Source organism: Pedobacter sp., from assembly GCF_965227205.1.
Taxonomy (GTDB): Bacteria; Bacteroidota; Bacteroidia; order Sphingobacteriales; family Sphingobacteriaceae; genus Pedobacter.
Genome location: NZ_OZ245727.1, coordinates 213,587 through 229,766 on the forward strand (window position 1 = coordinate 213,587; position 16,180 = coordinate 229,766).

General features: G+C 35.4%; 10 protein-coding genes. 8 read left to right on the forward strand and 2 right to left on the reverse strand.

Translation table 11 applies throughout. The features are described from left to right. Positions 1-75 precede the first annotated feature (75 nt). The 6 genes from ACO05K_RS00820 to ACO05K_RS00845 all read left to right on the forward strand — a co-directional run bounded on the left by ACO05K_RS00820 (position 76) and on the right by ACO05K_RS00845 (position 11,883). Positions 76-879 carry a DUF1365 domain-containing protein gene (locus ACO05K_RS00820; protein ID WP_421942573.1) on the forward strand — a complete coding sequence of 268 codons (804 nt, stop codon included), beginning with the start codon at positions 76-78 and terminating at the stop codon, positions 877-879. Positions 880-899: 20 nt separating this feature from the next. Further along, complete coding sequence (locus tag ACO05K_RS00825; RefSeq protein WP_421942574.1) at positions 900-2,138, forward strand: class I SAM-dependent methyltransferase; 1,239 nt, start codon at positions 900-902, stop codon at positions 2,136-2,138. Positions 2,139-2,406: 268 nt separating this feature from the next. After that, on the forward strand, positions 2,407-4,830 hold the full coding sequence (locus ACO05K_RS00830) for a TonB-dependent receptor domain-containing protein (RefSeq protein ID WP_421942575.1): 2,424 nt from the start codon (positions 2,407-2,409) through the stop codon (positions 4,828-4,830). Positions 4,831-5,206: 376 nt separating this feature from the next. Beyond that, positions 5,207-8,278 (forward strand): SusC/RagA family TonB-linked outer membrane protein, encoded by a 3,072-nt coding sequence (locus ACO05K_RS00835; protein WP_421942576.1) that lies wholly within the window; start codon positions 5,207-5,209, stop codon positions 8,276-8,278. Positions 8,279-8,288: 10 nt separating this feature from the next. Then, entirely contained in the window at positions 8,289-9,722 is a 1,434-nt protein-coding gene (locus tag ACO05K_RS00840) for a SusD/RagB family nutrient-binding outer membrane lipoprotein (RefSeq protein WP_421942577.1), read from the forward strand. 82 nt (positions 9,723-9,804) lie between these two features. Then, complete coding sequence (locus ACO05K_RS00845; protein WP_421942578.1) at positions 9,805-11,883, forward strand: S9 family peptidase; 2,079 nt, start codon at positions 9,805-9,807, stop codon at positions 11,881-11,883. A 1-nt stretch (position 11,884) separates the two neighbouring features. Here the strand turns inward: ACO05K_RS00845 and ACO05K_RS00850 are convergent, their stop codons facing one another. Then, the gene (locus ACO05K_RS00850; protein ID WP_421942579.1) at positions 11,885-13,519 is read right to left on the reverse strand and encodes an ABC transporter substrate-binding protein; all 1,635 of its coding nucleotides are present in this window, start codon (positions 13,517-13,519) and stop codon (positions 11,885-11,887) included. Positions 13,520-13,565: 46 nt separating this feature from the next. On the opposite strand from ACO05K_RS00850, the gene ACO05K_RS00855 reads away from it, so the two are divergent. Next, positions 13,566-14,018 (forward strand): hypothetical protein, encoded by a 453-nt coding sequence (locus ACO05K_RS00855; RefSeq protein ID WP_421942580.1) that lies wholly within the window; start codon positions 13,566-13,568, stop codon positions 14,016-14,018. 72 nt (positions 14,019-14,090) lie between these two features. Next, positions 14,091-15,164 carry a DUF2891 domain-containing protein gene (locus tag ACO05K_RS00860; protein ID WP_421942581.1) on the forward strand — a complete coding sequence of 358 codons (1,074 nt, stop codon included), beginning with the start codon at positions 14,091-14,093 and terminating at the stop codon, positions 15,162-15,164. A gap of 472 nt (positions 15,165-15,636) precedes the next feature. Here ACO05K_RS00860 and ACO05K_RS00865 read toward each other — a convergent pair whose 3' ends face one another. Further along, a complete protein-coding gene (locus ACO05K_RS00865; RefSeq protein WP_421942582.1) occupies positions 15,637-16,158 on the reverse strand; it encodes an NADPH-dependent FMN reductase in 522 nt (173 codons plus the stop codon). Between the last annotated feature and the right edge of the window lie 22 nt (positions 16,159-16,180).

The window sequence follows — 16,180 nt, forward strand, 5'->3', positions numbered from 1 at the left end:
ATGACGGAAACTCAAATTCATTGCCGTCGTGCTTCAGCCGACGGATAAAATAAATTTTGTAAATTGTAATAAGAAATGTCTTTTAAATCATCAATATATACAGCAAAGGTCATGCACCATCGCTTGGCACCAAAAAAGCATTCTTTTTGGTACAATGTATATATGTTTTATATTGATTTAGATGAAATTGATGATTTAACTAAAAAACTTCTTTGGTTTAGCAGGAACAGGTTTAATCTGTTTTCTTTTAGAGATGCTGAGCATTTACAATTACCGAAAGATAAACCAGATACAACGAAAAATAATCGTCAGCATGTAGAAGATTATTTGAAAGGATATGGCGTAGATGGAACGAAATTGAAAATTAAATTGCTTACAAACCTTAATGTTTTAGGCTATAATTTTAATCCTGTCTCTTTTTATTTCTGCTTTGATGAAAAGGAAGATCCTATTTGTTGCGTGGCTGAAATCAGCAACACTTACCGCGAAATGAAGCTTTTTTTCTTCGGAAAAGAAGAATTACAAGGCGAAACCTTTAAAAAATTAACAACAAAATACTTTTATGTTTCACCATTTATAGACCATGATGATTCGTTTGATTTTAGTCTGAAAATCCCGAAGGAAAAGTTGGAAATTAAAATAGACGACATCGATAAACAGGGTAATAAGTTTTTTATCAGTACATTAATTGGTGAAAGAAAAACCTTGTCAAATAGAAATATGTTAAAAAGTTTTCTGTCAATACCGTTAATTCCATTGCAAATAATGGGTATGATACATTGGCAGGCATTTAAACTTTGGATAAAAAAAATACCTTTTCATCCAAAAGCCGAAAACCCTGAACTACAACGTAACGTATATAAGCCATATAAACCATAAAATAATTCGCTCTATTGATTATGAATACCTTAACTGCAACCAGAACATCGCAAAGCTTTTTTGATAAAATAGTACTTAATGCGCTTTCAAAAATGACTTTAGGAAAGTTGGAACTCACTTTGCCAAATGGAGAGGTTTTGGTTTTTGGAAACGGCGAAAATAATATTGAAGCAAACATCCAGGTTAATCATCCAGATTTTTTTAAATCAATTGCATTATATGGAGATATAGGTTTTGGTGAAGGTTATACTTCTGGTTTATGGGATACTTCGAATATAACAAATGTAATTAAGTGGGTGCTATTAAATATTGAGAATGCGCCATCGGTTACCGGAAGTAAGGTAAAATCCCTGGCGCTTAATTTGTTCAAAATTGTAAATAAGTTAACGCATATACGCAGAGCAAATACCTTAGCGGGTTCTCAAAAAAATATTTCTGAGCATTACGATTTGAATAATGATTTTTTTGCAACTTTCTTAGATAAAACCATGACTTATTCAAGTGGTTATTTCACAAGTGAAGATTTAAGTCTGGAAGATTCGCAATATGAAAAATATGATAGGTTAGCTAAGCAATTAAAGGTTAAGTCGTCAGATCATGTTTTGGAAATTGGCAGCGGTTGGGGCGGAAACGCTATATTTTTAGCTAAAAACTATGGTTGCAAGGTAACTTCTGTAACAATTTCTAAAGAGCAACAAAAACTTGCTATGGAACGTGTTAAGGCAGAAGGTTTAGAAAATAAAGTTTCAATAATTATTCAGGATTACAGAAAAATTGAAGGAACGTTTGATAAAATCGTTTCTATTGAAATGTTAGAGGCTGTCGGACATCAATATTTGGAAACTTATTTTGAAAGATGCCAAGCACTTTTAAAACCTGATGGAATTTTCGCCTTTCAGGTTATTACTTCACCAGATAGCCGTTACGAAAAATTGCGTAATGGTGTAGATTGGATTCAGAAACATATTTTCCCAGGTTCTTTGTTGCCATCTGTATCGGCAATAAATAAAGCCATCAATAATACCGGAGATTTAACTTTAGTCGATTTGAAAGATATGGGTTTAGATTATGCGAAAACACTTCATCTTTGGTTTATAGAATTTAATAAGCACTTAGATAAAGTTAAGGATTTAGGTTTTGATGAAACTTTTATCCGCAAGTGGAATTATTATTTAAACTATTGCGAAGCTGCTTTTACAATGCGCAATATTAACGTGATGCAATTGGTTTATACCAGACCAAATAATACCTCGAGATAAGGCACGATGTAAGATGGACGATGTGAGACGGATGATGAACTAAATCAATCCTAAAAAATATGAAATGGATAATGAACGAAAAGTTTGTTATCCATTTTTTTTAAACTTTGATTATTGTCAATTATTCATTTTTCGTTCTTCAGCATTTTTCACCGATAAAAGTCGCACCTTTGCCGACCAATTTCTGTCGGTTGCATTAAAAGTATTCTAATGTGTTGTAACAAAATGCAACTTGCGCAGACTAATTACCAAATACTATTTATTATACATGAAAAGAATTCTATTATTAACCTTCATCCTTGGTATATTTTTTAATGCGAATGCACAATTCGGAATGGGTGGCCCTGCAAAGCCATCAGTTACAGGAAGAGTCTCAATTACAGTTCTTGATTCCTTAACAAAGAAACCAATTGATTATGCAACCATCTCATTAATTTCTATAAAAACAACAAAATCTGTTAACGGTGGTGTAACCGATGAAAAAGGAAAACTAACCATTCAAAATATTGCACCAGATGCATACAAATTAATGATTGGGTTTATGGGCTACAAAACCAAAACTGTTTTGGTAACTACAACGCCTTCAAAACCCGATTTTAATCTTGGAAATGTTGTAATTTCATCAACAGAAAATAATTTAGCCGATGTGCAAGTTGTAGGTACTAAAGCCGTTATCGAAAATAAAATTGATAGAATGGTTTACAATGCTGAGGCTGATGGAACTAATGCTGGCGGCGATGCAACTGATGTAATGAGAAAAGTACCAATGCTATCTGTTGATATGAATGGTAACGTTCAATTACGTGGTGGTGCTGTTCGTGTTTTAATTAACGGAAAACCTTCTGGTACAATGGCAAGCAGTGTTGCTGATGCTTTAAAAATGATTCCGGCAGAACAAATTAAAACTGTTGAAGTAATTACAAGTCCATCTGCAAAATATGATGCTGAAGGTTCTGGTGGTATCATCAACATCATTACTAAAAAATCAAACGCACAAGGAGTTAGTGGTACTGTAAATGCTTCGGTAGGAACACGTCAAAACAATGGGTCGTTTAACTTAACAGCTAAAACTGGTCGCTTAAGTGTAAACACAAATTTAGGTACAAACTTAGCATATGCTCAAAAATCAAGAGTTGTTATTTTAAACCAAACTACGTTAAATAATGGTAGTTTGAACAGCGTATCTCAAGATGGTTTTTCTAAATGGAGCCGCCAGGGTTATAATGGAAGCTTTGGTTTAGATTACGATTTTAACGCTTATAACAACCTTAGTACAACTGTTAAAATGAACAGTTTTTCTAATGGAGGTCCGGGAGAATCAAACTACATTATAAATGGTTTGCCTGCTACTAACATTAGCGATATGGATATGACATTCAGAAACTTAGATTGGAATGTTGATTATAGAAAAACCAGTAAGAAAGAAGGTGAAGAATTTTCAGTTTCTTCACAATTATCTTCTGGAAGAACACCAACAAGTTTCAGTAATATTTTAACATCTGCAACATTTCCTAGCGGATTTCAAACCATAAGTAATAACACAGGTAAAAATAATGAGTACACTTTCCAAACCGATTACACTTATCCGTTTAGCAAGGCTACCGTGTTAGAAATTGGTGCTAAAGCTATTTTGCGTGATATTAAGAGTCAGTTTGATAATGCTGCACAAGATTTTGAATATAACCAGGATGTGGCTTCACTTTATGGTGTTATAAGTTTCGACTTGACTAAAAAATTGAAGTTTAAAGGTGGTTTAAGAGGTGAGTACACTCAAATAGATTTCAACACACAGAATAGTGGTTTACAGAAAAACGATTACCTGAATTTATTTCCAAGCGCAATTATATCGCAAACTTTAAAAGGCAATGCTACTTTAAAATTAAGTTATAACCGCCGTTTACAAAGACCAGGACAGTCTTACTTAAATCCTTTCCGTAATGAGAGTGATCAGTTTAACATTATGCAGGGTAATCCACAGTTAAACCCTGAGTTGAGTGATAACTTTGAATTAGGTTACAGTACTTACATTAAAGGTTCTATCCTTAATGCATCTGTTTTTTATCGTCGTACAGGTGGAGTAATCGAGAGTTCAATTTCGCCAATTTCTGAAAATGGTGTGAACAAAACCTATACATCTTATATTAACGTGGGTACGGCACAAACTTATGGAGCCAATATTTTTGCATCATACAATCCTAAACCAAAATGGACTTTAATGTCTAACGTTGGCTTGAATACTTATGAGGTTAATAACTCTTTAACTAACGTTAGTACAGGAACTTTCTTAAACTATAACATCTTTGCAAGATCGGCTTATGGTTTTGGTAAAGGTTATAACTTTGAATTGTTTGGAGTTGTTAACTCTCCAAGAAGAACCTATCAAGGAAAAACTGATGCAATGGTATTTTACGGTGCCTCGATGAAAAAAGAAATCCTTAAGAAAAAGGGAAGCATTGGTATTAATACATTAAATCCGTTTACCCGCGATTTACATATTCAAACGGTGAATAATTCTGTTACTGCAACAGGAACGGTATTTCAAAGCCAGAATATTTATTACCCACTTCGTTCTTTTGGAGTTAATTTTAGTTATTCTTTCGGTAAACTTAAATTTACAGAGAAGAAAAAAATTAAAAATGATGATACCAAACAAGATCAACAACAAGGTGGAATGGGTGGTGTTCAACAATAAATAAATAACCCATAAAATTATATTTCAAAGCCTTTCTAAATTTTAGAAAGGCTTTTTTGTTATAGATTTTATTTGGTTTTAATATAAGTGTATAAAATACACTATGATTGCTATGAGAATGATGCCGATTTTTATTTTTTTTTAAGCTTTCTGCGTGATTTTTGTCTATTTGGATGCGTACTGGTGCGGGTTTTAGTGTTTTTTAGGATAAAATTTGCGAGAATTTGCAGTATTTGTTAGCTTTAAATATGTGATTTTGCATATAAAAAACATATATTGCATCTAACTAAACAAAATTAACCTAAACAACAGAGATATGAGAAAAATCTTTACCTCACTGCTTTTTCTGTGTGTACTTTTCGCGAGCCTATCAACCATGGCACAGGTAAAAACCATTACCGGAAAAGTTACTTCTTCAGATGATGGTCAAGGCTTGCCTGGTGCAAGCATAAAAGTTAAAGGAACTTCTACCGGCACTTCGACAGATGGAAATGGAAGCTTTACTTTACAAGTGCCACAAACAAATGCAACAATTGTAATTAACGCAATTGGATACACCACTCGTGAAATTAGCGTAGGCGATAGAACAACTGTAAACGTTACATTAGTTGCAGATGCACAAGAACTGCAAGAAGTTACGGTATCAACAGGTTTGGGTATAACCAGACAAGCAAAGTCTTTAGGCTATGCAGCTCAACAAGTTAATAGCGAAGATCTGAACTTCAACCGTCAGCCCAACTTAATTAATGCTTTGCAGGGAAAGGTAGCAGGTGCAACTATTTCTAGCATGGGTGGTGGTCCTGGTCAGGGTGCAAATATCAGAATTAGAGGAGTTAACTCTATTGACCCGAATACACCAAGTGACCCATTATATGTTATTGATGGTGTTCAAATCGATAACACTACATCATCTTTAGGTGCAAACCCTGGCGGAACGGCTTATGGTGCAAGAGGAGTGAGTAATAGAGCATCAGATATTAATCCTGATGATATTGAAACCATTAACATTTTAAAGGGAGGTGCTGCTACAGCATTATACGGTTTAAGAGGCGCAAATGGTGTAGTTGTAATCACAACTAAAAGAGGCAAAGCCGGAGGTATAAGTATTAATTTAAGTAGCAGCTATGGTTTTGATGAAGTTTTAAAAAAACCAGCTGTACAAAAAGAATATACACAAGGTGTTTTAGGTGTTTATGCAAACCCACCGAGTGGTATTGGACCAGCATGGGGACCAACAATTGCTGAGGCAAAGGCTATCGATCCAACGCATCCAGATCAACTTTATGATAATTATGACCGTGCTTTTGGAACAGGTCAGCAAGTTAAAAATTCAGTATCTGTTGCTGGTGGAACTGAAGCCATTAGATTTTTCTCTTCTGTATCTCAATTATACCAAAAAGGTATGATGCCTAATACCGATTATAAAAACTTATCAGGAAGATTAAATACAGATATTACAATCAGTCCTAAATTTAAGGCCGCAGTAAACATGAACTTTAGTAATGCAGGTGGCTACACTTACAGTGCTGATAGATTTGGTGAAGGTTTAGCATATTGGTCTCCACGTTATGATGTTGCTGATTACATTAATGAAAACGGTACACAAAAGTATATCGGAACTAATAATCCTATCTGGGGTACTGCAACAAACCAATTAAAAGGTGATGTGAATCGTTTTATTGGTGGTGCTTCACTTACCTATGAACCCGTAAAATGGTTAAACTTCTCTTATCGTTTTGGTTTAGATACATATAATGATAATAGAGTACGAACTGCACCAGGACCAATGGGAATTGCGGGAGAGCAAGTGTATGATAACGACCAAGGCTTTTATGGTGAATATAATGCTAAATCAAGAACCTTAAATGGAACTTTTATTGCAACCTTAACTACAAAATTAGCAAATGATTTAAATGCTACCGTTAGGTTAGGACAGGAGATGTATGATTCTAAAATTAAGAACATTGGAACATTAGGTAGTCAATTAAGTATTTACAATTTCTATAATCTTGCAAATGCAAAAATCATTGGAGTTAGTCAAGGATTTGAGCAGAAAAGATTAATTGGTTATTTTGGTGAAGCTACTTTCGACTATAAAAATTTCTTATTCTTAACAGTAACCGGTAGAAATGATATCACTTCAACCTTATCAAAAGAGAATAGATCTTTCTTTTATCCATCAGCAAGTTTAAGTTATGTTTTCTCTGATCATTTCAAACTGCCAGCTTCTATTAGTCAGGCAAAGTTGAGATTATCTTATGCTAAACTTGGTAAAGATGCACCAATTTATGCAGGTGCTTCATCAGGTTTTGGTACTTATACTGGTTTACCAACAGGTTCAACAGGTTTAACTTTAGCTTCAAATCTTGGTAATCCAAACCTTCGTCCGGAGTTTACAAATACCTATGAAACAGGTTTAGAAATGTCGTTCTTTAAAGGTCGTTTAGGTTTTGATTTTAGTTACTATTATTCATTAAGTAAAGATCAAATTGTTAGGGCGCAAATTACATCAGCAACTGGTTATGTAACAACATCAATCAATGCAGGTAATATTCGTAACCGTGGTGTCGAATTGGTGATTAATGGTAAACCAATCGATGGACAGGATTTTAAATGGGGCGTTAATTTAAACTTATCTGCTAACAGAAATAAAATCCTTTACTTGCCAACTGATATTATTTACGGTTCTGCAAGAGGTTATGGTAATGCAGGTGTAACTATGAAATTGGTTCAAGGTGAGTCTTTTGGTAATATCTATGGTTCATACTTTAACAGATACTCTGGCGGCCAACCACAGGATGGTAATTTCTTAGATAAAAATTTGCCGTTACTTATAGGTGCTGATGGTTTCCCAATCATTTCTGGAGGTACGCAAAGAATTCTAGGTAATTCTCAACCAGATTATGTTATCGGTATGGGTAATAATTTCACTTACAAAAGATTTACTTTAAATGTATTGTTTGATGCCCGTTTAGGTTTTGAAAAATACAACTGGCTTGAAGATTTTTATTCGGCTTTTGGTTTACCAGATTATACTGCTGATAGAAGATCTTTCAGAACATTTGAAGGCGTACTTGCTAATGGTACACCAAATACAAAACCAGTTTGGTTAGGTCAGCGCTTTGGTCCTGATGGTGTAGATTACGGAGAGGGTTATTACCGCAGATTTTACAGAAACGTTTCTGAGCCATTCGTAACTGATGCCTCTTGGGTTCGCCTTCGCTCTGCTAGTTTAAATTATGCTTTACCAACAAAATGGTTACCTAAAAAAGCAATTAGAACAGCATCAGTTGGTGTTACAGGCAATAACTTATGGTTATGGACTAAATATTACGGTGTTGATCCAGAATCAAGCTCTTATGATGCTTCAAGCAATAACGATGGTTCTGCCGGATTTACTTATCCAACAGCACGCACAATTATGTTTTCTCTAAACGTTGGTTTTTAATTTGATAACGATGAAAAAGATTTTAAAATATACAGTGTTATCAGCTTTGGCGGTTAGTGTTACCTTTCAAGGCTGCAAAGACAGCTATTTTGATGATGTTGCTAAGAACCCAAATCAAGTAACAACGCCAACTTTAGCGTCGCTACTTGCTACATCATCAGCTAAAGCTGGTGTTAATAATTACAATGTTGCCAGTGCAATTGCACCATACGTTCAATATACTGCAAACCCTGCTGCTGCGGGTGCAGGTGATACTTATCAGGCAATAGATTTTAGTGGAACCTGGGATGCACTTTATTTTGCAATGGCAGATGCCAATGAAATGAAAAAGATGGCAGTTGCACAAGGCTCAAGCGAATACAAAGGTGTTGCTAATGTTTTAATCGCATATAACCTAATAATGGTAAATGATATGTGGGGCGGCGCACCATTTTCTCAAGCTTTCGACATTACAAACTTTACACCTAAATACGATACATCGCAAGAAGTTTACAACCAAACAATGGCTTTGATTGATGAAGCGATTGTAGAATTGGCAAAAACCACTGCTACAGTAAAGTTAGCAGCAACAAGCGACTTTATTTATGGTACTACTGGTGCAAATGAAAGAGCAAACTGGTTAAAATTTGCTTATGCTTTAAAGGCCAGATTGTTAAATAAAGTAAGTAAAACATCAACTTACAATCCAACTGCGGTTTTAGCGGCGGTTAGTAGTTCTTTTGCTTCTAATGCAGAAGACGCTCAAATGTCAACATTCAGTGTTAGAAATTTCTGGGCAAGTGTGGCTATAAGTAATGCTTCACAATCTCTTGGTGGATGGTTATCAGAACAATTGATAGATCATTTAAACGGAACTACTTATGGTCTGTTTGATCCAAGAATTGCTAAAATAACAGATAGAACTATTAATAACGTTTATATTGGAACTGTAAATGGTGCCGGAAACAGGTTGCCTGGTGCAAATACACTTAAAGATGAATGTTATATTTCAGTGAATTCAACATGGACAAGTGCAACTTCTCCAATCTTTATTGCAACCTATGCTGAAATGAAATTCATCGAAGCTGAAGCTGCTTTTACAACAGACAAAACCAGATCTTATAATGCATACTTAGCTGCAATTTCTGCTAATATGGATAAATTTCAGGTTGCTGCGGCTGATAAAGCCACGTATTTGGCTGATTCTCGTGTTGCAGTTGGTGTTGCCGCTTTCACCAAAGATTTAATCTTCAAGGAAAAATATGTTGCAACATATTTAAATCCTGAGGCATGGAATGATGCAAGGAGATATGATTACAAGTACAAAGATTTTACACTTCCGGTAAACGTTACCTTGCCTGATTATATCCGTAGAAACGATTATCCTCAAGGAGAGAAAAGTAAAAATGGTGCGAACGTTCCAACAGAAGTTCCTAGAACTACTAAATTATGGTGGGATCAGTAACAATTTTATAAAAAAGCACGTTCTAAGCCCTTTCCGTTTATCGGTTAGGGCTTTTTTTTATAATTTATTTGAAATTTAGATAATGAAAAAATTAAGTCTGGTTTTGGTTCTGATACTTTTATGTGTTCAGTTGTATGCTCAAAAATTTAATCTTCAATCGGTTTTAAGTTATCCATTTCCAGACCAATTGGTTGCTGCACCAACAGGTTCTAAAATTGCGTGGGCTACTAACGAACAAGGGAAAAGGAATATTTATGTTGCCGAAGCTCCAACTTATAAAGCAGTAAAAATCACCGATTTTAAAGAAGATGATGGACAAGAGTTAACCAGCTTGGCCATTTCTTCTGACGGGAAATGGGTAGTGTTTGTTCGTGGCGGAGATCATGGTGGAAGAGATGGCGGTCCGGTTAATGCTGCAAGCTTACCAATAATGCCAAAGGTTGAGGTTTATTCAGTTCCTTTTTCTGGTGGCAAAATCAATTTAATTGGCGAAGGCGATAATCCTGTAATTTCTCCAACCGAAAATCAAATGGTATTTTCAAAGTCTGGTCAATTATTAGCTGCACCGCTTGATGCTTCTGCTCCTACAAAAGTTATAATTAATATGAAAGGAATCCAATCAGGTTACAAATGGTCGCCAGATGGAAAAATGATTGCTTTCGTTTCTAACAGAGTTGACCACTCATTTATTGGTATCTATACAAATACTAAAATACCAATAAGATGGGTACAACCTTCTTTTTCTAAAGATGCTTCACCAGTTTGGTCGCCCGATGGAAGTAAATTAGCTTTTGTGCGTACACCTGGAAGCGGAGGGTCTACGGATTCAATCCTAACAAAAAAACACCAGCCTTGGGCAATTTGGGTTGCCGATTTAAAAACAGACAAAGGTAAACAAATATGGAAAGCACCCGAAACCATAAGGGGTTCGTATCCTTCAATTGATGGTGGTACAAATTTGTTATGGGCAAATGATAAAATTATTTCTGCATCATACGAAGATGGTTGGCCTCATCTTTATTCAATGGATATCGATGGTTCAAACAGGATTCTTTTAACGCCGGGAAACTTTGTAGTGGAAAATGTAGAATTAAGTAACGATAGAAAAACCTTAGTTTTTGCATCAAACACAGGTGTAAATGCAGATGACCTAGACCGCAGACATATTTACAGAGTTTCTGTTGATAAACCAGACATGAAACCTTTAAGTTCGGGCTCTGGTATAGAATCATATCCTGCAATTTCTGGTGATGGTAATGCTGTTTTTTGTTTAAGTTCAACTGCAGAAAGACCATTATTGCCTGCAATTTTAAATGATAAACAAATCAATTTAATTGGTGAGGATTTGATTCCGAAGGATTTTCCAATTAAGGATATGGTTATGCCGAAGCATGTAAGCTTTAAGGCTGCGGATGGAAAAACAGTTTATGGACAACTATTTTCGCCAAAAAACAATACGAAGAAACATCCAGCAATCGTTTACGTTCATGGCGGTCCGCAAAGGCAAATGTTTTTAGGTTGGAATCCGATGGATTATTATTCTATTGATTACGCCTTGAATCAATATTTAGTTGAATTGGGTTTCACGGTACTTTCTGTAAACTACCGTTTAGGGTTGGGCTACGGCTTCGATTTTCATAAACCACTAAACGCCGGAGCACAAGGCGCTTCAGAATATCAGGATATAAAAGCGGCTGGAGAATGGCTAGCTGTACAACCAAATATTAATCGCGATAAAATAGGTATTTATGGAGGCTCTTACGGTGGTTATTTAGTTGCTCTAGCATTAGGTAAAGATTCTAAACTTTTTGCTGCGGGAGTTGATATTCATGGCGTTAATAATCGCTTTAGTAGTAATAATTCAGAAGCAAAAGAACCAGCTCCAGACGCAGCTTTAGCAGCTAAAATAGCAGCAGAATCTTCGCCAGTTACTTACATCAAAACCTGGACTTCGCCAACTTTAATTATCCATGCTGATGATGATAGAAATGTTGCCTTTAACCAAAGTGTCGATTTAGCCAAACGATTTGAAGATAAAAAGTTCGAGTTTGAGTTTCTTTCTATTCCGGATGATACACACCATTGGATGAAATTTTCTAACGGTTTAAAAGTGAGCGAAGCAACGGCCGATTTTTTAAAAAGAAAGCTTTTAGATAGGTAAATTATTTCTTTCGCACATTTTTAAGAATCATTAAACTGAGTGGATTCAATTGGTATCCACTTACGTTGTTTTGCAGCATTACAACAGATTGATCGTAAAAAACAGGTACGACAGGCGAGTAATCCATTACCATCTGATCCATTTTTCTATACAGCTCGTAACGTTTATTGTTATCAGGTTCATAATAACTTTGCTCAAAAAGTTTATCAAATTCTTTATTATAAAACGCGGTGTAATTTGGTCCGAAAGGAACTTTGTTCTTTGAATAAAACATAGAAAGATAGTTTTCGCCATCAGCATAATCTGCAATCCAGCTTCCACGGAAAAAGTTAACATGATTTTTGGAAATCAAATCCCTTAAACTTGTACTTGGGCTCACATCAATTTTTGTTCTGATACCAATGGCAGAAAGTTCACTTTGAATAAATTCAATCAAATCTTTATAAGTTGTAGTTGTATTGAGTGTAATTTCTCCTAAGCCTTTTCCTTCTGGATAACCTGCTTCGGCTAATAATTTTGCGGCTAATTTGGGAGTGTATTTATAACCATGAACTTTAGCGCTATCAAATCCAGGCATTCCTTTCGGAATAAAACCTGATGTTGCCGGAATGCCAATTCCATTTCTCAAGTACTTTATGAGTTTTTCTCGGTCGATTGAATAGTTAATGGCCTGTCTAACTTTTTTTAGTTTTAAAGGAGAATTTTTAACGATAGATAAACTCGAGTCAACCAATATTCCAACATATTCTGTACATAAATATGGGCTTTTTGTAAGTTGAAATTTGCCTTTATATTTTGATGTCATTTTTCCGCTTTTCGTTAAAATATCATCGCGATAGCTTCCATCAACACTATAATAAAAATCTAAATCCTTCTTCAAAAAACTCATAAATCCGCTTTGTTTATCGCTGATAAACGATGCTTTAAGTGCATCTAAATAGGGTAAAGCGTTTCCTTTCGAGTCTTTTTCCCAATAATGCTCGTTTTTCAAAAGCACCAAAATTTCGCCTTCTTTCCAGTATTTGAATTTAAATGGTCCGGTTCCTACAGGGTGACTTCTGAAATCTTTTCCATAATGCTCAACAACTTCTTTAGGTACAACAGAGCAATATTGAGAAGTTAACAAACTCATAAATGGCGGGAACGGACGAACAAGTTTAATTTGAAAAGTTGAATCATTAACCGCAACAAAGTTATTTTGGTCTTTAACCTTATCACTAAAAATCCAGCCACCAGATGAAGCAATTTTCGGATCAATTAATCGGTAAAAACTATATGCAAAATCATTTGCTACAACTTTTCTTCCTTTTCCATTTTTAAAGGCTGGATCATCATGAAAATAAACATCGTTGCGAAGGTTAAAAGTATAAGTTAGCGCATCATCAGAAATTTGCCAGCTTTTGGCAATGCATGGCATCGTTTGTAATGCAGAATCAATTTGAACCAATCCATTAAAAACCTGGTTAGTCATCCAAATAGCATTCTGGTTGCGGGCAAATGCAGGATCGAGAGAAGTTAAACCTTGATCGAGATTAATATTAAATACTTTTTTATCAGTGTTATCTAACTTTTCCTTGCAAGAAATTAATGTAATGGCGCAAAAAAAACAAAATATATACTTAAATGAGTCCTGCATGAATTAAGGATTGTTATTTTTGCACAAATTAATAAATTTAATGCAGATGTCTTTTTTAAACGATTTATTTATTGGTCTGGAAATGACCCAACAAGAGGATTTACAAGAACGTTTAGATATTGTAGAACACAAGATTAAGTTTATGGATAAAATGCCTGTGGCTTGCCTTGATGTAAGCAATACACCAAGCTATTTTTTAGCCGAGGAAATTGCTCAGGCAGGTGGAATGTTTGAAACAGATATTTTTAGTGCAGCATTTATTATTTATTATCAGCCCGGTAAAACCTTAACCGATTTAATGAGGGAAATTCCATCAGCCTTAAATTCAGAGTGGCCAGCTGTTAAAAATAACCGGATTATATTATTAAACGATGATGTGAACAGATTAAGAACCGCCGAAAATGCAGTTTCTTTAATCGAAGATTTGGCAGAAATGATACATCCAGGTTCTTTCATTTTCGGCCATGAAGGCGATAAATGGATTAGATTTGGAGCGTAAAAAAGATGGAAGGTGTGAGGTGGATGATGAGAAGGATAAGAAATAAACTAAAATTATAAAACTCGATTAACCATGAGGAAATTTGCCATTATCAGCTTGCTTGTATTTTCTTTTTTTTTGGCAAAAGCTCAAAAAGTGCCAACCTTAACTGCTGAAGTTGCTGAAAAGCTTTCAAAAATGCCATTAAATTGTATCGGGCAAGAGTTTCCCAATAAAACTTCCCATGTTGCTAATACAGCTGTTGATGGTAGATTACTGCCGAGCGAATTACATCCTGCGTTTTACGGTTGTTTAGATTGGCACAGTTCGGTACACGGGCATTGGATGTTGGTAAGGCTTTTAAAAACGGTTTCTGGTTTGAAAAATAAAGCAGAGATAACCGCTTTGTTAGATAAAACTTTCACCCCCGAAAAAATGAAAGCCGAAGCCGAATATTTTACCAAATATCAGGTTGCCAATACTTACGAGCGTACTTACGGTTGGGCTTGGCTGTTAAAATTAGATCAGGAATTATATACATGGGACAATCCTGATGCTAAAAAATGGTATGCGGCACTACAACCTTTAACCAAACAAATTTTAACACTTTGGAAAGCTTATTTGCCAAAGCAAACTTATCCAAATAGAACTGGAGTACATCCAAATACTGCATTCGGTTTGGTTTTCGCATTAGATTGGGCAAAAACCTTTAAAGATGTTTCCTTCGAAAAACAAATTAATGATAAAGCAAAAGCTTTTTATTTAGACAATGCTGCCACTCCTGCATATTTAGAACCTGATGGTTCGGATTTCTTTTCGCCAAGTTTAGAAATTGCCGATTTAATGCGTGGGGTTTTGCCAAAGGCACAATTTGTTAATTGGCTGAATAAATTTTACGAAGAGCGCAGTTTGAAACGAATAAGCGATTTGCCAATAATTAGCGATATTAACGATTACCAAGGTGTGCATTTAGTCGGTTTATCTTTTACCAGGGCTTGGTGTATGAAGGGTATCGCTAAAGAACTGCCGAAAGGACATAAGTTAAAACTTCGTTTTGAACAAACGGCCGATAAGTTTTTGGCGAATGCTTTGCCTTTGGTTTTTGCAGGTAATTACGGCGGCGACCATTGGTTAGCGTCCTTTGCCGTGTATGCGTTAGAGAAATAGATAACAATAATATTCTATGTCTTCCTGAGCTTGTCGAAGGACTCTTACAATCTGTTTCATTAGGAGCCGAAATATTTTTTTGAAAAGCAAGCTCCGGTGTTTATCGGTTCCGAAAGCCCCGTTATTCGCTTTATCCCGAGAAATTCGGGATGCTCGCTTCTACCGGCTTTATTTTACTAAAGACAGTGTTTTGATAATGGTCTGTGGAGACACAGACCACGGCTAAACATTGTGCTCTGTATCTTCATAAACCGAAGCTTTTGAAGTATCCAGTTTTATGCAGAAAATTGAGTTCTTAAACCCGGTTGAAGCGGTACCCTGCAGCAAGGAGGCACGACGCAGCGAAGCGTACAAGCAAAAAACGGGACTAACAATAAAATAAAATGCAGGCTTTGCTTTTCAAATCAATTATTGAATTTTGAATGAGAGAATGACTGAATGAAAGAATGATTGATTTTTAAGGATTGATAATTTAAAATTTAATAAACTTATCTATCTGTTCATTTACAAACTTAACCGTATCCTCTTTTATTAAATTTCCATCGGCATCAAGTTCGGTTTTGATGTTTGGAATGTGCAAACGGAGCGGCAAAATATTTAAATGTACATAGTGGCAAACACCTGTAAAATGCTCTACACCACGAATGTTGCCATATTTACCTGAAGATATTCCGACCAAAGCTGCTTTTTTATCGTAGAAACTATCCGGGAAATTGCTTGCATCTATTAAAACCTTTAAAACACCCGGATAACTTCCATTATACTCTGGCATTACAAATATGAATTTTTCGGTATTGGAGATTAAATTCTGTATTTCCTGAAACTCAACGGATCTTTTACCATACATATCGGTATTCAAAACATCAGCAGGTAAGTGCTCCAAGCTGAAGATGTTAGCAGCTAAGCCTTTATTTAAAAGTTCTGACTGGTAATATTTGGCAACTTTTAGCGTATTGCTATTGGGTCTGTTTGTTGCCGCTATTATTGTTATCATGGGGTAAATTGTTAATAAGATG